The 19,845-nt window shown below is 65.6% G+C and carries 15 protein-coding genes; 8 read left to right on the forward strand and 7 right to left on the reverse strand.

The genetic code is table 11. From position 1 onward, the window contains the following. Positions 1–24: 24 nt before the first annotated feature. Entirely contained in the window at positions 25–1,371 is a 1,347-nt protein-coding gene (locus ACTIFF_RS03515) for a TIGR03013 family XrtA/PEP-CTERM system glycosyltransferase (protein ID WP_439535570.1), read from the reverse strand. A 292-nt stretch (positions 1,372–1,663) separates the two neighbouring features. Continuing rightward, the gene (locus ACTIFF_RS03520) at positions 1,664–3,277 is read right to left on the reverse strand and encodes a hypothetical protein (RefSeq protein WP_439535571.1); all 1,614 of its coding nucleotides are present in this window, start codon (positions 3,275–3,277) and stop codon (positions 1,664–1,666) included. Positions 3,278–3,361: 84 nt separating this feature from the next. On the opposite strand from ACTIFF_RS03520, the gene ACTIFF_RS03525 reads away from it, so the two are divergent. Further along, complete coding sequence (locus ACTIFF_RS03525; protein WP_439535572.1) at positions 3,362–5,437, forward strand: hypothetical protein; 2,076 nt, start codon at positions 3,362–3,364, stop codon at positions 5,435–5,437. Here the strand turns inward: ACTIFF_RS03525 and ACTIFF_RS03530 are convergent. Beyond that, positions 5,377–5,628 (reverse strand): acyl carrier protein, encoded by a 252-nt coding sequence (locus ACTIFF_RS03530; protein WP_439535573.1) that lies wholly within the window; start codon positions 5,626–5,628, stop codon positions 5,377–5,379. The genes ACTIFF_RS03525 and ACTIFF_RS03530 overlap by 61 nt on opposite strands. A 423-nt stretch (positions 5,629–6,051) precedes the next feature. Here ACTIFF_RS03530 and ACTIFF_RS03535 point away from each other — a divergent pair, with 423 nt between their 5' ends. From ACTIFF_RS03535 to ACTIFF_RS03565, 7 genes are all read left to right on the forward strand, one after another. Continuing rightward, a complete protein-coding gene (locus ACTIFF_RS03535) occupies positions 6,052–7,629 on the forward strand; it encodes an acyl-CoA ligase (AMP-forming), exosortase A system-associated (protein ID WP_439535574.1) in 1,578 nt (525 codons plus the stop codon). A 28-nt stretch (positions 7,630–7,657) separates the two neighbouring features. Then, on the forward strand, positions 7,658–8,902 hold the full coding sequence (locus ACTIFF_RS03540; protein WP_439535575.1) for a pyridoxal-dependent decarboxylase, exosortase A system-associated: 1,245 nt from the start codon (positions 7,658–7,660) through the stop codon (positions 8,900–8,902). A gap of 40 nt (positions 8,903–8,942) precedes the next feature. Further along, positions 8,943–9,917, forward strand: a complete 975-nt coding sequence (locus tag ACTIFF_RS03545) for an acyltransferase family protein (protein WP_439535576.1) — start codon at positions 8,943–8,945, stop codon at positions 9,915–9,917. Between the two features lie 37 nt (positions 9,918–9,954). Further along, on the forward strand, positions 9,955–11,685 hold the full coding sequence (locus ACTIFF_RS03550; protein WP_439535577.1) for an asparagine synthetase B family protein: 1,731 nt from the start codon (positions 9,955–9,957) through the stop codon (positions 11,683–11,685). Positions 11,686–11,726: 41 nt separating this feature from the next. Next, positions 11,727–12,497: a hypothetical protein gene (locus ACTIFF_RS03555; RefSeq protein WP_439535578.1), complete on the forward strand. Its 771-nt coding sequence runs from the start codon at positions 11,727–11,729 to the stop codon at positions 12,495–12,497. Further along, positions 12,494–13,966 carry a lipopolysaccharide biosynthesis protein gene (locus ACTIFF_RS03560; protein ID WP_439535579.1) on the forward strand — a complete coding sequence of 491 codons (1,473 nt, stop codon included), beginning with the start codon at positions 12,494–12,496 and terminating at the stop codon, positions 13,964–13,966. The genes ACTIFF_RS03555 and ACTIFF_RS03560 overlap by 4 nt, the downstream gene beginning before the upstream one ends. A 75-nt stretch (positions 13,967–14,041) precedes the next feature. Then, entirely contained in the window at positions 14,042–15,037 is a 996-nt protein-coding gene (locus tag ACTIFF_RS03565; protein ID WP_439535580.1) for a methyltransferase domain-containing protein, read from the forward strand. 1 nt (position 15,038) lies between these two features. Here ACTIFF_RS03565 and ACTIFF_RS03570 read toward each other — a convergent pair whose 3' ends face one another. The 4 genes from ACTIFF_RS03570 to ACTIFF_RS03585 form a co-directional block, all read right to left on the reverse strand. Continuing rightward, complete coding sequence (locus ACTIFF_RS03570; RefSeq protein ID WP_439535581.1) at positions 15,039–16,328, reverse strand: glycosyltransferase; 1,290 nt, start codon at positions 16,326–16,328, stop codon at positions 15,039–15,041. A 104-nt stretch (positions 16,329–16,432) separates the two neighbouring features. Further along, entirely contained in the window at positions 16,433–17,191 is a 759-nt protein-coding gene (locus ACTIFF_RS03575; RefSeq protein ID WP_439535582.1) for a class I SAM-dependent methyltransferase, read from the reverse strand. A 160-nt stretch (positions 17,192–17,351) separates the two neighbouring features. Continuing rightward, positions 17,352–18,545 carry a glycosyltransferase family 4 protein gene (locus ACTIFF_RS03580; protein WP_439535583.1) on the reverse strand — a complete coding sequence of 398 codons (1,194 nt, stop codon included), beginning with the start codon at positions 18,543–18,545 and terminating at the stop codon, positions 17,352–17,354. Next, positions 18,538–19,710 (reverse strand): beta-L-arabinofuranosidase domain-containing protein, encoded by a 1,173-nt coding sequence (locus ACTIFF_RS03585; RefSeq protein WP_439535584.1) that lies wholly within the window; start codon positions 19,708–19,710, stop codon positions 18,538–18,540. The genes ACTIFF_RS03580 and ACTIFF_RS03585 overlap by 8 nt, the downstream gene beginning before the upstream one ends. Between the last annotated feature and the right edge of the window lie 135 nt (positions 19,711–19,845).

Raw genomic sequence — 19,845 nt, forward strand, 5'->3', positions numbered from 1 at the left:
CGCCGGGCGACGTGTCGCGCCGGTTCAGCGTGCGCCGTCGCCGGTAAGCACGACGCGCACCGTCTGCAGCAGCACCAGCACATCGAGGAACAGGGTGTGGTTCTTGACGTAGTACAGGTCGTACTGCAGCTTCTGTACCGCGTCGTCCACCGAGGCACCGTATGCGTAACGGACCTGGGCCCAGCCGGTGATGCCCGGCTTGACCGAGTGACGCGCGGCGTAGAACGGGATCTGGTCGGTCAGCTGATCGACGAAGTAAGGACGTTCCGGACGCGGGCCGACGAAGCTCATGTCGCCGTGCAGCACATTGAAGATCTGCGGCAGTTCGTCGATGCGCGTCTTGCGGATGAAATGACCCACGCGGGTGATGCGGTCATCGCTGTTGCTCGCCCAGCGCGGCTTGCCATCGGCTTCGGCATCCAGACGCATGCTGCGGAACTTCAGCACCTTGAACGTACGGCCGCCCTGGCCGACGCGTTCCTGACGGTAGATGACAGGAAAACCGGATTCCAGCGCGATGGCAATGGCGGCCAGCAACATCACCGGCGCGGTCACGACCAGCAGCACCGACGCTGCGAGCACGTCGAACAGCCGCTTCACGACCGTCCGGCCGATGCCCTGGCGGAAGCCGTCACCGTAGATCAGCCAGCTGGCGCGCAGCGAATCGAGACGCACCTGACCGCGCATCCGCTCGAAGAAACTCGACAGGTCATTGACCGTCACGCCGGCCAGTTTGCAGTCCAGCAATTCGCGCAGCGGCAGCACACCGCCCCGGCGCTCGCGCACCGCGACCACGATTTCATTTGCGCGGTGATCGCGGGCCAGCTGCATCACGCAACTGCCCTCCGGCATGACCATCGCGCTGGGCACTTCCACCGAGGTATCCGCCCCGACCGACACGAAACCGACGATGGTGTGCGTCGCACTGGCCGACGTCGACACACTCGCCCACACCGACGCCGCCTCGGACCCCGTGCCGACGACCAGGATGCGGCGGGTGAACATGCCGGCACCGTCGGCCTGCACGAAGGACGCCGCACGCAGCAGCAGGATGCCGCCGAAGCCGAGGCACAGCGAAATGTCGAGCGCCGGCATCGCCATGCTGCCCTGCGGCAGCAGGCGGAACACCAGATAAGCCACCGGGAGGCCCAGCAGGAAGGCAAACAGCACGCGTCCGACCAGTTCCGACAGGTTGCGCGGCTGTTCGCTCTGATACAGGCCGAGCGTGCTCATCAGCACGGTCATCACGGCGGCGAACACCGCAGCGGGCACCAGCGCCGGCAACAGCGATTGAACGCTCCCCGGTGCGCTGATCCACGCCGCGCCAAAGCCGGCAATCAACAGGACCAGGGCTTCGGCAACAAGTCTCATGAGCGTTACGGACGGAACATAGTGACTGAACAACCTGACCACGGTAGACCCCTTTTAGAGCTGCTCATTTTGATTCGCGTCGTGTCATGCAACGGGTTGCCGATAGCGACGCCGTGAGCGGTGGAGCGCGAACGATATGTGCGGCGAGGCCTTTTGAGCGTGAATACCATCACAAGACGGAGCCGCGACAAGGGGATGTGATAACTGAGGCACGTTGCGACGCCGTTTCAGCGCCACTGTCGCCGGGCAAAGACACAAAAAGAAACACCGGACGGGCGTCCGGAACAGTCAATCAGCGGCCAGATGGGGTCTGGAAAGCACCCGGAACCCACTTTCCGGGCTGCGGAAGCGGACGGATTCCGCGTGGCAGAACGAACTCAAAAGCGGGCGCAAGCGCCGTTGTTCCCACGGTCGGGGCCGATCCGACGGTCCCCCGAAGTGCCGAACCGGATGCCAGCCCGAAGTCGAGCGCATCGATGTCGCCGAGCGCGCCGGCGACAACGAAAACGTTGCCGGATGTTTCCGTCGCTTCGCCCTGCACCGCCTGTCCCGGCAATACATTGAGGTTGTTGATGAGGTGAAGCGCAATCGGCGCCGGAAACCGATTCCGGTCTGCCAGCCGCACGAACGCACCCTCCGTTCCGGTCTTTGCCTTCGAGAAGAAGGTGTTGTGCGACACCAGCAGGGCGTTCTCCGGCCAGACCGCACCTTCGATTCCATAACTGACAAGGTGGGCATTGCCCGAGGCGGCGCTTTCGCCAATCACGTTGCCGATCATCACCACGTGGCCGCCGTTCGGAAATTCGGCCTCGTAGGACGCTTTGCCCGTGGGCCCGTCCACCAGCAGGTTGAAGCGCAGATCGCTGCGCGCTGCGCGCGATTTCAGCAGATGTCCGTTGTAGCCGTTGTGAAAGCGCGATCCGGACACCTTCAGTTCGGCGATGCTGCCCGCGTAGAGCAGGTGATGCAGGGCGCGTGAATCGCGCGGTGCATCGGCGAACTCCGAGTCGAAAACGTGCAGTTCCGCCTGCAGGTCGTTCGACGTCAGTATCCCGTTCTCGTTGTCCCGGAACACGCAGTTCCTGATCACCAGCCGGCCTGATTCGAAGCGTATGCCCGCACCGTTCCCATGGGGCACCCGGGCGCCGCGGAATTCGATGCCTTCGACTTCGAATTCACCGCCGCGCATCACCCAGATGGCCTTGCCCTCGGCATGCTTGCCCGCCGCCTCGAGTACGACGGGACCGCCGGATGCGGAGATCCTGAGCTTTGCCTGCGTCCACACGGCAACGTCAGCCTTGTATGTACCGGACTGGATGAGCACGGTGTCGCCGGCGCGGGCGATCTGCGCCGCGTCAGACGGTGTCTTCAGCAGGTGCGCCGGACCCACCACCCAGGTCGCGGCGGACAGCGGCGCGGCGAGGCACAGCAGCATGCATGCAGCAAAGGACCGCATCGTGCCCAGCGTCGCGACACACCGTTGCAATTTCTTGTCCTTGCGCGACGCGGCGCACGCATGAAGCAGGAAACTCCGTGCATCATCGCCTGCAAACCACATTACGGCGTTCGCACAGCCGCTGATCATTCGGTGAATCTCCCATCGTCGTTTCCCGCACTGTCGTCCCGGCCTGACCGATCGCCCCGCGCCAGAGCGGCGCTGAGCGCACTGGCGCTGCTCGCCACCGTTTCGGTCGTCGTCTGGCTGCTGCACTACGCCGGATCGATGCCATTCGCGGTGGTCGCGTTGATCATGGTCGCGCTGGCCGCACTCGGTCGGCCACGCCTGGGGCTGTTCATCGTACCGGCGCTGTGGCCGATTGCCGACCTTGCGCCATGGACCGGGCAAATCCACTTTACCGAAAGCGATGCACTGCTGCTGGCTGCCTGCGCGGGCATCCTCGGCCATCATGCCCTACGAGCGCCACCGCGCATCCGGCATCGCCCGCTCAAGCACGCGCCGGTAGGCTACCTGCTGCTGGCGCTGGTCGCTGTGAGCTATCTGTTGTCGGCGAGCCGGGTGCTGTGGCCATGGCCGGAACTCTCGCCCGGATTCTGGCTCGGCTATGACACGCCGGCCAACGCGCTGCGGCTGATCAAGGCGTTTCCGCTCGCCATTCTTTACTGCATCTGCCTGTTCATCGAGTCGGGAACAAGCGGCAGGCGAGCCGTCCACTCGGTACTTTACGGGCTGTTCGCAGGCTTGATCCTCGCATCGATGGCGGCGCTGTCCGAGCGCCTCGCCTTCCCGGGTCTGTCGAACTTCTCTGCGGACTACCGGACCACGGCGCCGTTCTGGGAGGCGCACGTGGGCGGCGCCGCGCTCGATGGATGGCTCGTGCTCACCCTGCCCGTGCTGGTGTGGCGCTTGCAGCGCGAAGACAGACCGCGCGTTGCGGCGCTGCTGCTGATGGCAGCGGCCCTTGTGGCCTACATCGTATTCACGACCTTCACCCGGACAACCTACGTCGCTGCCCTCGCCGGCGTCGCAGTCAGCCTGTTCCTTTCGCCCCGACCACCCGACGGGACGCCCGTTCAGGGAGGGTTCAGCCGATGGCCCGGGTGGGTGGTCGTGAATGCAGCGGTACTTGCCGCATGCGTCAGCGCGTTCTCGGTCGGGGGATATCGCAGTCTCGCCGCCGTCGCGGGCACACTCGCCTGCGCGGGACTGGCGTGCAAGACCCTGCGGGACAGCCCGGCCGCCGGAACCCTGCTTGGGGGGGTGGCGGGGCTGGCGGGTGGACTGGCCGCCGCAGCCCTGTCCGCGCAGATTCCCAAAGGCCCGTACGTACTGTACGCACTGGCCTTCCTGGGCACACTCCTTGTCATTGCGCTGCGCAGACCGGCCCCTGTGGTGCTGAGTGCGCTGGCGGCACAGACAGTTCTGGCCGCCTGGGTGGGCATCCACTGGGGCGGCCCCGAAGCGACCGCGTCATCGCTCGTTGCAGCGGCGCTCGTTCTGAGCCTGGCCTGTGCGCAGGCCTTCCTGCCGAGACCCATCTGGGCAGGCAGCGTGCAGGAATCGACGCGCCTGCTCTGCTGCATCGGTTTTGCAGCCGTGCTGGCGGTCGCCGGGGGCAGCTACTACCTCAAGGAACGCGTCGATGCGATCGACAGCGACATCGCGCACAAATCCGCGCATTTCCACGATGGCATCGCACTGATCAAGAGCGATCTCGATCGCTGGATCGGACTCGGACCAGGCCAGTTTCCATCCGCCTACTTCTGGAACCTGCCCAAGGCGCAGTACCCGGGCAACATCACGTTGCGAACCGAAAATGACGACCCCTTCCTGCAGATCGCCGGGCCCCGGCACGTGCAGGGATTCGGAGAGCTCTTCCGCATTACCCAGCGAGCGCCCTCATCGGTGAGCGGCCCGCTGAAGGTGACGCTCACCGCGCGCGCCAACCGCGCGACCGAGATCAACATCGAGCTGTGCCGCAAATGGCTGCTTTACGAGGATGGCTGCACGATCCGCAGCCTCAAGGTCAACGGGGACGGAAACTGGGCGCAGTATGAAGTCATCGTGCCGGCCAAGCCCATGTACAGCGGGAAATGGTATGCGCCGCGCCTGTCGGCGCTGTCCCTCATCGCCGTCGGTGCGACGCTGCTCGACGTGCGCGATGTCAGCATCGTCGATCTGACGGCGGGCGAACTGATTCAGAACGGTCGCTTCACGGACGGCGCCGCCCACTGGTTCTTCACGTCAGATCGTCACCACCTGCCCTGGCACGCCAAGAACCTGTGGGTGCATCTCTGGGTGGAGCACGGTATTGTCGGCCTCGTCGCCTGGGGATTGCTGCTGGCGGCCTGCCTCGGACGCGTGGTTGTACAGGGGCCGCATCGTGCGTCAGCCAGCTCGGTCGCCGCCGCTGGCATCGCCGGCTTTCTGGCGCTCGGGATGTTCGACTCCCTGCTCGACATTCCCCGGCTGACCGTCATGCTGCTGGTGTTGAGCTACCTCGCGCTTGCCAGCCGCGAGCTGACGCGGCAGCACGCTCCGGCGGATCAGGCCGCCAGCTTGCCCTCGGCGAACGCGCACAGCGAACCGAAGGTTTCGAACACCTGACCATCGATTTCGTCGTCGGCGACTTCGATGCCGAGCCGCTCTTCCAGTTCGGAAATCACCGCCACGACGGCCATCGAATCAAGTTCCGGCACGGCACCGAGCAACGGTGTTGCGGCCGAAAAAGTGGCTGAGCGACCTTTCAGGCTCAATACCTCATCGAGTATTTGCGCGATCTGCTGCTGAACTTCCATCCCGTTCTCCCTCAAGCTTGGGCACGGCAGGGGGGTGTCGCGGCCATCACCCGTCCTGCGTGCAATCGGACGCGGAGGATAACACTAGGGTCTGTCCGCATTCGATTCGTGCGTCACGTTGCGCCTGGACTGGCCCCGTTGCACCGCCTGGCCATCCGACGCGACGGCCGCACGCGTGATGTACGAATCAAAATTGCGCACAGAACCTCGGCAGCGCTGCGGCTGCGGACATGCCGCCTCGGGCCGGCAACGGCGCGAACCAGTCTGCACGGCTCGCGGGGCGCCGCATGCCACGAGCGACCAGGAAAGCGGCAAATACGGCACGCCTCTTGCGTGATCCGCGCCGAGACGTGCAAAAGTCTCTGCATTCATCGGCGCGGATGGCTACCCTTTGCGACGTCGGAATTCAACCGGTTTTCACCCATGCGGGACGCCTTTCTCCTCCACCAACTGATTTCGCCCGGTCCAGCGCCTGCGCTCACCTACGGCAACCGGACCATCGACTACACATCGTTGAAGCAGCAGTGCGACCAGTTCGCCGCCGGACTGCGCTCGATCGGCAGCGGGCGTGGCGAGCGGATCGGCATCTATCTGGAAAAGCGCTTCGAAACCGTGGTCGCCAGCTTCGGCGCGACCACCGCCGGCGCGGTCTTCGTGCCGATCAATCCGCTGCTGAAGGCGGACCAGGTCGGCCACATCATGCGCGACTGCAATGTGCGCGTGCTGATCACCTCCCCGGAGCGGCTGGACGGCCTGCGCGATACCCTGGCCGCCTGCCCCGACTGTCGGCATGTCGTGCTGACCGGCGCGCGGCCGGACACCGCGCTGCCGACGCAGGCCCTGCACGAATGGACCGCCCTGCTCGACGCGTCCGATGCGGCGCCGGGCAACGGGGCGATGTCGGACACGGATATCGCCGCCATCCTCTATACCTCCGGCAGCACCGGTCGCCCGAAGGGCGTCGTGCTGTCTCACCGGAACATGGTGGCCGGCGCCAAAAGTGTGGCCAGCTATCTGGGCAACCACGGCGACGACACCCTGCTGGCCGCGCTCCCGCTGTCCTTCGATGCCGGCTTTTCGCAGCTCACCACGGCCTTTCATTCCGGCGCGCGGGTGGTGCTGCTCAATTACCTGATGCCGCGCGACGTGCTCAATGCCCTGGTGCGCGAAAAGGTGACCGGCCTGACCGCCGTGCCGCCGCTGTACATCCAGCTGACCCAGCTCGAATGGCCGGCCGGGGTCGATGAACACCTGCGCTACTTCGCCAACACCGGCGGCCGCATGCCGCTCGACACATTGAACGCGCTGCGCGCTCGCGTCCCGAAGGCGAAACCCTTCCTGATGTACGGCCTGACCGAAGCGTTCCGCGCCACCTATCTGCCGCCCGATCAGGTCGATCGCCGCCCGGATTCGATCGGCCAGGCCATCCCGAACAACGAGGTGCTGGTGCTGCGCGAAGACGGCAGCCCGTGCAACGCCGACGAGCCGGGCGAACTGGTGCAGCGCGGGCCGCTGGTCGCCCAGGGCTACTGGAACGATCCGGAGAAGACTGCCGAGCGGTTCCGGCCGCTGCCTGCCGCGGCCGGCGTTCGCCCGGACGGGCTGGTGATGCCGGAAATCGCCGTTTTTTCCGGTGACACGGTGCGCCGCGACACCGAGGGCTATCTGTATTTCATCGGCCGCCGCGACGAAATGATCAAGACCTCGGGCTACCGCGTCAGCCCGACCGAAATCGAGGAAGCGCTGTACGCGACCGGTCTGGTCGGCGAGTGCGCCGCGTTCGGCGTCGACCACGCCACGCTGGGCCAGGCCATTGTCGTCATCGCGACCGGCCGCAACGGCGCGCCGCTCGACGAGGCCGCACTGCTCGCCGAATGCCGGCGCACACTGCCGGCCTATCAGCTGCCGGCACGCATCGTCGTCGAACAGGGCCCGCTGCCGCGCAACCCGAATGGCAAGATAGATCGCAAGACGCTGGCCGCCGGCTTCGCCGGATTGTGAGCCGCCCGTCCTTCACCACGGAACATCCATGACCGAAAGCCCCCGCAAGCTGCCCGAGCACGCCCCGCTGAGCCTTTTCTCAAGTGCATACGGCGAGCTGCAGATCAATGGCATCCCGCTCAGCCGCGTCGTCGCGCGCGCCGGCCAGACACCGCTGTACGCCTACGACCGCAGCGCGCTCGATGCGCGCATCGCCGAACTGCGCGCCGCACTGCCGCGCGCGGTGAAGCTGCACTACGCGATGAAGGCGAACCCGATGCCGGCACTGGTCGCCTACATGGCGGCGCGGGTCGACGGGCTGGACGTGGCATCCGGCCGCGAGCTGAAAGTGGCGCTCGACGCCGGTGCCGATCCGCATGAAATGAGTTTCGCCGGCCCGGGCAAGAGCGAAGCCGAACTGATCCAGGCGATCGCGGCCGGCGTGCTGCTCAATGTCGAATCGTTCCGCGAGGCGCGCCTGCTGGCCGACCTGTCCGCCCGCCATGGCTGGCCCGCGCGGGTGGCGGTACGCATCAATCCGGATTTCGAACTGAAATCGTCCGGCATGAAGATGGGCGGTGGCCCGAAGCAGTTCGGCGTCGATGCCGAACAGGTGCCGGAACTGCTGCGCGAGATCGGCCGCCTGGGTCTCGCCTTCGAAGGCTTCCACCTGTATGCCGGCTCTCAGAACCTGAAGGCGGAGTCGATCTGCGAAGCGCAGCTGAAGAGTTATGACCTGGCGCTGCGGCTCGCGGCCGACGCGCCGGCGCCGGTGCGCACGCTCAATCTGGGCGGCGGTTTCGGCATTCCGTACTTCCCGGGCGAACAGCCACTCGATCTGGCACCGGTCGGCGACAACCTCTCGCATCTGGTCGAGCGCGCCGCGCGCGAGCTGCCGGAAGCCGGGCTGGTGGTCGAGCTCGGCCGCTACCTGGTCGGCGAAGCCGGCATATACATATGCAGGGTGGTCGATCGCAAGGTGTCACGCGGTCACACCTATCTCGTGGTCGACGGCGGCCTGCACCATCATCTCGCCGCCTCCGGCAATTTCGGGCAGGTGATCCGCAAGAACTACCCGGTCGCCATCGGCAACCGCATGAACGCACCGGCCGGCGAGCCGGTGTCGGTCGTCGGCCCGCTGTGCACGCCGCTCGACCTGCTGGCCGACCGCATGTCGCTGCCCGATGCGCAACCGGGCGATCTGGTCGTCGTGTTCCAGTCCGGCGCGTACGGCTTCACGGCCAGCCCGCAGGGCTTCCTGAGCCATCCGGAACCGGTGGAGCTGCTGGTATGACACCGCCTGCCAGCCTCCCTCGCCGCAACCCGTGCACGCGATGCCCCTGACCCTGGCGCATCCGGACGCAGCGACCGTCAGCCACAACTTCGCCGTGGCAAAGGTGCTGAGCATCCTCACGGTCGCGGCCGGGCACTACTTCGAAGGCAGCCTGTTGTGGATCCCCGCCACGGTTGCGCTGTTCGTGTTCGGCTTCTCGTCCGGCTACTTCACGGCACAGCGCTACCGCAGCAGCTTCTCGGTTCCGGCCTTCTGGCGCGCGAAGATACTGCGCCTGGTGCCGGCCATCCTGTTGATCGATGCCGTATTGCTCGCCCTGTTCCTGTATCAGGACCGAGCGGGCATCTGGACCGTCGAAAGCCTGATCGCCGCGCTGGGCCTGTCGGGCTGGCTCAACTGGCTCGGTCTGCCAAACCCCGGGCCCTACGGCGCCGGCCTGTGGTTCTTCACGCTGCTGTTGATGTTCTATCTGGCCTACCCCGTACTGCGAATGATGACGCAGAACAACCGGGGCGCGCTGGCCGTCGCGCTGGTCGGTCTGGCCGCGACGACGGCCCTGCACTACAGCGTCGATGTCGGGCACATGCTGTGGCCGACGGTGTTTGCGTTCCTGCTTGGCAGCGTCGCGGGGGGCCGCAGGTGGCCGGGCGCGGGCTTGCTGCAGCTTGCGACATGCCTCGGCGCAACGCTCGCACTGGGTGCGCTGAACGCGATAGCGGGCATCAACAGCTTCAATTACCCGCTCATCCTGCTGATGTCGGTCACCGCCTGCGGGGTGTTGCTGACGCTGCCGCTTCCGCGCACGCTGTGCGCCCCGGCGTTGTGGTTCGACGCCTGTGTGCTCGAAATCTATTTTCTTCACAGTTACCTGTTCGTCAGACCCGAAGGGCTGCCGCCTGCCGCCGGTTTTCTGATGTCCATGGTGATCGTACTGCTGGTGTCCCTGTCGGTCGCGCGTCTGCGGGCACGGCTGATCCATGAATCGACCAGCCACCACCGGCAGCAGACCGCCTGAATGTTTCACCGAACCCGATGTTTCAGAGACCCGCTCAATGATTGAATTCGTGCAGCACGCGGTGCCGACGCAGGCCGATCTGGACAACCTGTCGCAGGCACTGCAGTCAGGCCGATCCGATGTCGCCTTATCGTCCGCAGCCTTCAGCCTCAGGTTGTCGGCGCCTTTTCGCGCTTCACTGTCCGGCAGCCACCTGCTGATCGAGGTCGGAGACGCCGCGGCAGACGCACTGCGCGAACGCGCGCTGCGCGTCGACATCGATCTTGCTGCGCTGAGCGTGCGCGCGTGGACCGACCGCTACGCCACCTATCCGCTGTGCTATCGCGCGGACTGCGCGGCGTCGATCGCGATCGCCAGCCGCGCCGATGCGCTGGCCGCAACGCCTGCACTGCGCGCGCAGACCTTGTACGACTATCTGTACTTCCACATGATCCCGGCGCCTGAAACGGTGTTTCCCGACGTGCTGCGCCTGCCACCGGGCAGCCGTCTGACGCTTTCCGCTGGCAAGGCGCCGACGGTGGAGCGCTGGTGGAACCCGCGTTTCAGCCCGGCCCGCAGTGGCAACTTCGAAACGCTGAAGCGGGACTTCCTCGCCATCGTGCAGCGCGGTGTCGCGCGCGAAGCCACCGGTAACTATGCCGCCTTCCTGTCCGGCGGCACCGACAGTTCCACCGTGGTCGGCATGCTGTGTCGCGAGCACGGACCGGTGCGCGCCTACTCGATGGGCTTCGAAGCCGAAGGCTATGACGAGATGGAATACGCCCGTCTCGCGGCGAAGCATTTCGGCGCCAGCCACCACGAACACTACGTGACGCCGGACGAACTGGTGGCGGCCATCCCGAAGGTGGCGGCGCACTACGACCAGCCGTTCGGCAATTCGAGTGCCCTGCCGGCCTACATCCTGTCGCAGATCGCACGCGACGAAGGCTACGACAAGTTGCTCGCGGGCGACGGCGGCGACGAGCTGTTCGGCGGCAATTCGCGCTACGCCAAGAACCGCGTGTTCGGCTTCTACGACAACGTGCCGGGCGTGCTGCGCGCCGTGCTCGAGCCGCTGCTGGCCAGCCCGCTCGGCAAGCTGCCGCTGGCCAGCAAGGGCGCCAGCTATGTCGAACAGGCGCGCGTGCCGATGCCAGCGCGCAACGAGATGTACAACATGCTGCTGCGCCTGGGCCCGGAAAGCATTTTCACCGCCGACTTTCTGGCGCAGATCGACCGCCGCGCGCCGCTCGCGCTGCAGCAGTCGGTGTGGGACAGTGTGAACGCCGACGATGACCTGAACCGCGAACTGGGCTTCGACTGGCGCTTCACGCTGGCCGACAATGACCTGCCCAAGGTGATCGGCACCACAACACTGGCCGGGCTCGGCGTCGGCTTCCCGCTGCTGTCCGACGAACTGCTGGATTTCTCGCTCAGCCTGCCGCTGGACTACAAATTGAAGGGATTCGATCTGCGATGGTTCTTCAAGGAGGCGCTGCGAGGCTTCCTGCCCGATGAAATCATCACGAAGAAAAAACATGGCTTCGGTTTGCCATTCGGGCACTGGGCACTCAAGCACGACGGGCTGAATGCGCTGTCGCGTGCGTCGGTGCAGGGCACTGTCGACCGCGGCATCGTTCAGCCGCAGTTCGCCGACGCGCTGTTCGCCGAGCACCTGCCTGCCTACCCCGGCTTCTACGGCGAAATGGTATGGATACTGATGATGATGGATCAGTGGATGCAGCGTCATGCCCTGCCAGCGACACGACCGTCCGGGGAAAGGACATGACGGCCCGTCATCAGCCCGTCAAGCATCCGGAGGAGAGAAAGATGTTGCCTGCCCGCTGCACACACCGCCCGCTTGTCCGGTGGCTATCGACCCTGCTGCTGCTGATCGCCGTACCGATGACCGCCGCGCAGGCGCAGATCGAAATGGACTGCGCCGGCCTGGACAGTTCCGGCGGCGTCGGCCCGTGGGATTACAGCGATCCGGCGAACCACCGCCCGTCGGGCGACGCGCCCAAGGGTCGGGCCAAACTGGTCGAGAACGTCCACTTCAAGCCCGCGATGCGCGACCTGAACACCAAGAAGTACTCCCCCGCCCGCCTGTCGGGCGAATTCCGGTACACGCTCGGCATCTTCCCCAATCACTACGTTGCGCTGAATTCCCTGTCGAAGCTCGAAAAGCACTATGGCGGCAGGCCCGCCGAGGGCTACAAGGAAAGCGCGCCGCTGAAACTTTTCGCCGACTGCTACTTCCAGCGCGCGATGTTGTTCAAGCCGGATGACGCGCGTGTTCATGTCGTGCATGGCATCCATCTGCATGACCGCGGACGTTTCAGCGAAGCCATCAAGGCTTACGAAACCGCAGAGTCGCTGGGCGAAGCCAGCATCATGTTTGCCTACAACTTCGGTCTCGTGCTGGCCGACGCCAAGCAATACGACCGCGCACTGGAGTACGCGCAAAGGGCTTACGGCGGCGGCTACCCGTTGCCGGGACTGGCCAGGAAGCTTGAAGCTGCCGGTCACCGCATCGCCGTTCCAGCACCCGCGCGAGCGGCACCGACCCCGGCGGCGCCGGACGACGCGGACGCTCAATGACGACGGTCCGCAGGTCGCTGCTGCTGTCGCTGGCAGAACGTTACTTCGGCATCCTGATCCAGCTGATTTCGTTCTTCGTCCTGGCCCGACTGCTGACGCCGGCCCAGATCGGCCTGTATTCGGTGGCGGCGGCAACGATAGGCCTTGCCCAGGTCGTACGCGATTTCGGCATCGGCAGCTATCTGATCCAGGAATCCGACATCACGCCCGAGCGCGTCCGCACCGCGTTCACGCTGACCGGCCTGATCAGCCTCGCATCGTTTCTCCTCCTGGTCGGCATTGCGCCATGGCTCGCCGGGTTTTATGACCATGCGGAGCTGGGCCTGATCCTGCAGGTGCTGGCCATCAATTTCCTGCTCATCCCGTTCAGTTCCACTGCGCTGGCACTGCTGCGGCGATCGATGAATTTCAAGGCCTTGTTCTGGATCGCCACCGCTGCCAACCTGATCAGCACCGTGTGCGCGATCGGCTGTGCCGCTGCCGGTTTCGGCGCGTGGAGTCTGGTCGCCTCGTCCATCGCCAATACGCTGGTCACGGCCCTGATGGCGGCCTGGTTCGCCGACGGCGGCTTCCTGCATCGCCCGTGCCTGCTCGAATGGCGGCGCATCCTGCACTTCGGTGGTCAGTCGACCCTGGCGCGGACGATTTCGGAGATTGCGCTCAGTTTCAACGACCTGGTGGTCGGCCGCGTGCTTGGATTCGCCGAGGTCGGCTTGCTGAGCCGGGCCCAGGGCGTGATGAGCCTGTTCCATCGGGACGTCATGGCGGCCATCCGCAACGTGGCCTATCCCGCCTTTGCCAGCAGCCATCGCAACAATCAGCCGCTCGATGAAATCCACACCCGCAGCGTGTCGATGGTGGCGGCGTTCGCCTGGCCCTTCTATGGGCTGTTCGCGCTGTTCCCGACCGAAGCACTGCGCCTGATGTTCGGCCCGCAATGGGACGCCGCCGCCGCACTGGTACCGATATTCTGCGCAGCCGGTGCGGTGGCTGTACTGTGGTCGCTGGTCAGTACCGCGCTCACCGCCAGCGGTCACGTGAACCTGACGGTGCGCATAGAACTGGTCATCCAGCCGGTACGCATTGCACTGCTGGTCGCCTGCGCATGGGTGTTCCGCACGCTCGAATCGTTTGCCTACGTGCTGCTGCTCACCTATGTGATCCAGATCGCGGTCACGTACACGGCCAAGCAGACGGTCATGAAGACCGATTTCGTAGCGCTGCGCCGCGAGCTGTCGCAGTCCTTCCGGTTGAGCCTGGTCGCGCTGGCCCCGGCCTGCGCCTTGCGAGCCGGCCTGATGGTGTTCGATTTCAAGCTGCCGGATCTGATCGTGTTCCCGCTGGCGGGCCTGCTCACCCTCGCAGGATGGCTGACGGGTCTGTGGGTGGTGCAGCACCGCCTGCTCAGCGATCCGATGCTCGAACGCCCCAGAGCCTGGCTCGAAAAGCACTTTTTCGCACGTTCGTGACGTGGGCTCGATGCGCGCAAACCAGTGCTTCGGTAGCATCGAACATCAATTCAAGTCATTCACAGGATGCGTCAAATGCACCAGAAACTGCTGTCGCTGCTGCGCTGCCCTCAGACCGGCGAAACGCTGACCGAGGTCGACGCGCACAGCCTGGTCAATCAGTCCGGCACACATCGCTATCCGGTGATCCACGGCATTCCCGATTTCCGGCATTTCGACCCGCCCTACATGACGCGCCAGGAAGAATCGGATGCGGCAGACCGCATTGCCGAAGCGTCGCGCACCATGGATTACGACGCGCTGATCGAGTTCTTCGAACGGAAGATCTTTCCGCACCCGCGCCCGGACGCGAAGATCGACGCCAGCATCGAACATCGCCGTTCGCTCGCCATCCGTTCGCCGTCGCGGCTCGAGTCCCTGCTCGACATCACTGCACGCCAGGCCTTGCCCAAGGGCGTCACGCTCGATCTGGGCTGCGGCTCGGGTGAAGCCTGCGCAGCACTGAAGCAGCGCGGCGCGGCCATGACCGTGGGTCTCGACATTTCGCTGGTCGAGTTGATGCTGGCCAAGAAACTGCTGGCCGAAAAGGGCGAAGAAGCCTTTCTGGTCGCGGGTTGCGCCGAAGCGCTGCCGTTTGCCTCCGAAACGCTCGACTTCATCTACTCGCCCGATGTCATCGAACACGTCAGCGACCAGTCGGCCTACCTCAGCGAAGCGCAGCGCGCGCTCAAGCCGGGCGGCAACCTGCTGCTGAATTCGCCGAACCGGTTTTCGATCGTCAGCCCGGAACCGCACATCGGCGTCTGGTTCTTCGGCTTCCTGCCGCGGGCGGCGATGGACCCCGTGTGCAAGCTGCTCGGCAAGGGCGGCTACATCGGCAAGCGACTGATCTCGCTGAACGAACTGCGCGCCATTCTCGACCGGACATTTCCCAAGCACCGCATCGAGTACCGACGTTCCAATCCGCGGTCACATTCGTTGCCCGGCAAAGTCTTCTTCGCCACCCGGGCAGTCGCCGAACCGGCGTTTTCCTACGTCTGCGACCAGCACATCGTCTTCACGGAAAAGTAGGTCAGTCTCGCTGCACCTCGTCGAACACCTCGCTCAGCACGACCGACGCACGCTGACGGCTGAATGACGCGACGGCGTCCGGCGCGCGCGCGACGAGGTGCCCGGATCGATACAGGTCGAACACCCTTTCGATCGCGGCACGGTAGGCGCCTTCATCCGGATTGCGCAGGATCTGGCAATTCGGGTAGTCCGCCAGCACGACATCGAGTTCGTCCTCGGCGCCGGTCACGGCGATGATGTGGCCTCCACTGGCCATGTATTCGTACAGCTTGCCGGGCAGCGTCAAGGTGCATTCAAGGTGGCGGAACAGCAGCAGCACCTGCGACGAGCGCATCAATTCGATCGACGCGGCACGCGGCTGCGGCGGTATGGCGGTGACAAAGCCGTAGTCATTCCGGCAGCGAAGATCGAAATCCGGATCAGGGAAAGGTCCCATCAGCGTGACGCTGATCCGGTCATGGAGGTCGGCGTGTGCCGCGCGCGCGGCGCGCAGCGCATCGAGGAAGGGCTCCGGGCGTCGGGTGCCGTAGAACCCCCCTGTGTGCGCGAAATTCAGCCCCGGTCGGACCGGCACCTCGCCGGCGAACTCGGCATCGTCGAAACCATTACGGATGGTCCGGAAACGCTGCGGCGGTGCGTCCGGGTAATCGTCTGCAAAGGCGGACGACGCACGCCCGGTCGCACTGATGACCACGTCCGCGTGCATGCAGATCTGCCGCTCGAACCAGACATGCAGGCGATGCTTGAATGCACCCGCCGGGACGTAGCCGAAATTGCGCAGATAGGGATCTCGAAAGTCGGCAATCCACGGCTTGCGCAGCAGCACGGACAGCGCCAGCCCGACCAGGTGATCCGACCACGGCGACGAGGTGGTGTACACCACGTCCACCCGGCGGCTGATCGACAGTCCCAGGGCGCGCACAATGTTCGGGATCGCCCAGCCCGTCTGCTCGTCCGGCCAGGACAACGCAGACCACCACTGCCTCAGCCGCCAGCCCTTGACGCCCTGTCCGTCCCTGGCGAACCCCAATGCGGACAGCAGCCGGTTCACCCCGCGCAGCACGTCGTCGGCCTCCAGGCCGGCCGTGCGGCACACCTCGGCACCGGGCGCGTCCGCCGCCACCGGCAGCGACTTGCCATAAGGGTGACGGGGGGTCAGCACGACGACCTGCCAGCCCAGGGCGGCAAGCTGGTCACTGAACACCTTGGTACGGGCGACGCCACCCGAATTCAGTGGCGGATAGTCGTACGCCACCATCAGAACGGTACGCGGGGTATGTGCGGCCTTCATGTCCATCCCGCGGAAAACGATAGAAAGGTAGGGCTCATGCTGTCAGTCCCGGAGCACCGCCGGGGCGCCGGACGTGCTTCAACCGTTGTCGTGTCGGGTTTGATTCAGCCCGCCGTGCGCTGCAGGCGTGCGCACCCCTTCTCGCACGGCAGCAGGGTCTGCGCGAAATCGCGGAATTCGGTCGCCCAGCGCTGCAGGGTGTCCCGCTCTTCCACCCGGTCGGCATCATCGAGGAAAACCACGCAGGCCGCGGACAGGCGCGACGACAGCATCGGCAGCGCCGGGTGCCGGGCAAGCGGCGCCACCGTGCGCGGCGGGCCGTCGATGACCAGCATGTCGAACCCAGTGTGGTCGTCAGTCAGGCCAGCGAGGCTGTACCAGGGCGTGCCGGTCACCGGGTTCGCCAGCAGCGGCGCATCGATCACGGTTGCCCAATCGGCCAGCCCGTGCATCCGCAACGACGCCCTCGTCTGTTCGGCAAACGCGGGATCGTTCTCCAGACTGACCACATGACCGCTGCCATTCAGTTGCAGGCAGCGGGCCAGCACGACCGTGGAGGCGCCCGAACTGCATTCGAGAATGCGCTGCGGCGCGGCGTCCCGCGCGTGCCCGGCGATCCGGAGCAGAAAGTCGGGCGATGCGGCCCAGCCGCGCAGGGTCGGCAACGGCCGCGCCGGCTCGACCAGACGAATCAGGTCCAGGTAGGCCTGGATCTGGGCATACAGCTGCGTCGATTCACGGGCTGCGGTGGCCGATGCTGCTTCGATATTGAAGGTCGAAATGTGTATCAGCCGGATCTTGTGCAACGCGTACAGACTGACCAGCAGACCCAGACCCGATAGCGCGAAAAGTACGTACTCCATGCTGCCCCCTTGTCATCACAGACTCGCCGATTCGGGTCGTCGGGCGCGCTGGCGCAGGCAACCCCCTGATTGATTGCGTTCGATCCGCTCTTTGCGGCGGTTCGGACGCGTCGAGGCTACCGTGTTTTTCGGTGCCTGCGACGACCCGACGCAAAACATCTCAGCTTCGCGCGGGCGCTCCGAACAACACCTCCGCGTAGCGCTCCGCCATCCGGTCCGCCGAAAACCCGCGCGCCACGCGCTCGTGCAATCCCTCGGCGAGCACGCGGCGCAGGTGCGCGTCCTGCACGACCTCGCGCAACTGGGACAGTAACTGCGCTTCATCGCGGCAGTCATGCAGCAGGCCGGACCGCCCGTGCTCGATCAGTTCCGGAATCCCGCCCACGCGGCTCGCCAGCACCGGCACGCCGAGCGCGCCAGCTTCGAGCAGCACCAGCGGCAGTCCTTCGCGTTCGGACGTGTGCACCAGCGCCACGGCACGCTTCATCAGATTCGGCACTTCGCCATGCGGCACATCCACCCGGAAGCGCACCCGGTCATCCAGGCCGAGCGCGCTGCAGTGTTCGCGCAGCCGCGCCAGCCATACGCCATCGTCCTTGCCACCTGCGAACACCAGTGCCAGATCGGGGTCGGTTACGCGCAGGCGGGCGAACACGTTCAGCAGCGCGTCCTGGGCTTTCAGCGACACGTAGTTGCCCACGTTCAGGATGAAGCGCTGCGGCACGTCCTTCGGGTCGAGATGACGCGCCGGATCGGCGAACGCCGCGGCGTCGATGCCGTTGTGGATGACCGTGAGGCGACTGCGCGGCCACAGCCCACGCGCCGCCAGTTCGTCGGCCAGCGCCTCGGAACACACGACGCAGTCGTCGGCGGCCCGCGCGATGGCCTTCCAGGCCATGGATGACGGATCAAGCATCCGCACGTCGGAGCCGTGGAACGACAGCACGAGCCGGCCCGACCACAAGCCCAGCCGCTTCAGCGCAGCCAGGGCGAACACGTTCGAGGTCGGGAAGTGGCAATTGACCACTTCGATGCGGTGTTCGGCCAGCTGCCGCGCCAGCGGAAGCAGCCGGCGACCGAGCGAAAAGGCGTAACGCAGCCAGGGCAGCAGGCCGCCCACAGGCGCTGCAGGCAGGTTGAGGTGCAGGAAGCGACGGCCCTGCGGGTCGATGTGCTCACCCTGCTTCTGCCAGTCCTGCACGCCGACCCAGGTGCGGGTCGCACCGCCCGGTCGCGCGGAGATCATCCGGTAGAGCCGTTCCACCGCGATATCGACGCCGCCGAGATAGTCGGGCTCCCAGGCGAGATAGATGAGACAGCCGGCCGCCGCCGGTCCGTCCGGACACTCAGCCATGCACCGCCCGGATGATGTACCGGCCGCCGCCCGTATTGGCGCTGTCCATCATCAACGCGTCGGCATAGAACTTGGTGGCCCAGTTCGGATATTGCCAGGGGTGGTAACTGCCATTGACCGGGTGGGCGCCCTTGATGGCGCCGAGTGATTCGGGCGCACCGTCGAGCTTCTGCGTACGCTTCACGAAACCGAGTATCCGCGTGGTCGCATCGCGGTAGGTCGTGTCACCGGTGAGCTGGAACAGGCGACCCCAGTTGATGCCGAGCTGGCAGTCGCCGGTCAGGCAGGACCATTTCACCGTCGGTTGCCAGTCATTGTCGAAGCGCCCCGGCAGACGGCCGTCGGCGGGCAGTGCGGCGATCATCGCGTCGCCGATGCGGCGCGCCGCGGCGATGAGATCGTCGCGCCCCGCCGCCGCACCGATTTCCAGCAGGCCGCGCATCGCATAGGCGATGGTGTGCGTGAACGGCTGTGCGTTGTCCTGCAGGCAGTTGTTGTCGAGGAAACCGTTCGCCCGCGCCTGCGTCAGCGCCCATTCGGCGTTGCGCACGGCGGCGTCGAGATAACGCCGTTCGCCGGTGATGTCGAAGGTGCGCGCCAGTGACCACGCGGTGCGCGTGTTGTAGGTGTTGATCTGCTTGCCGGTCATCGGCGAGCCCCACTGACGCCAGCAGCCGTCCGGATCCATCACGTCGCACAGCCAGTCGGATGCCCGCATCGCGGCGGCGCGGTAGCGTTCGTCGCCCTCTTCCTCGAACGCACGCACCCAGCCGAAGATCACCTGTCCGGTGTTGAAGATGGTCGGCTGGTCGGAATCGCCGAGCGCACCGGCCAGCACGCCGCCGGTCGGATGCTGGATGTCGATTTCCCAGTCGGCCATGCGGCGGGCGCGGGCACGGCAATCGTCGTCGCCGGCCAGCGCGGCGTAGCGATACAGCGTCGGAATGATGTAGCCGGTGGTTTCGGGATAGGACGGTGCCCAGCGGCCCGACTTGATCAGCCGTGTCTGCGCGACGCCGCCGTTGCCGGTCACGTCCTGTGCGAGTTTCAGCCAGCGGATGGCCGCGTCGAGGTGCACTCGGTTGTCCTGCGGTGCGGACAGCCCGACGTCGAAGCTTTCCATCAGGGTGCGCCACTTGATGGCGAGGGGTGAAAGTTGCGTCATGCGGAAGATTCTTCGTGAAGATGAATGAGCGGGAGATGGACGTGCATGCTGCCGCCTGCGCGGCGGCGCGTCAGCCGGATATCGCACAACACGGCGCTTTTTACCTGCCAATCTGCCACGCGGTGTGACGGCCGC

Source organism: Methyloversatilis sp., from assembly GCF_051861465.1.
In the GTDB taxonomy this organism is placed as follows: Bacteria; Pseudomonadota; Gammaproteobacteria; order Burkholderiales; family Rhodocyclaceae; genus Methyloversatilis.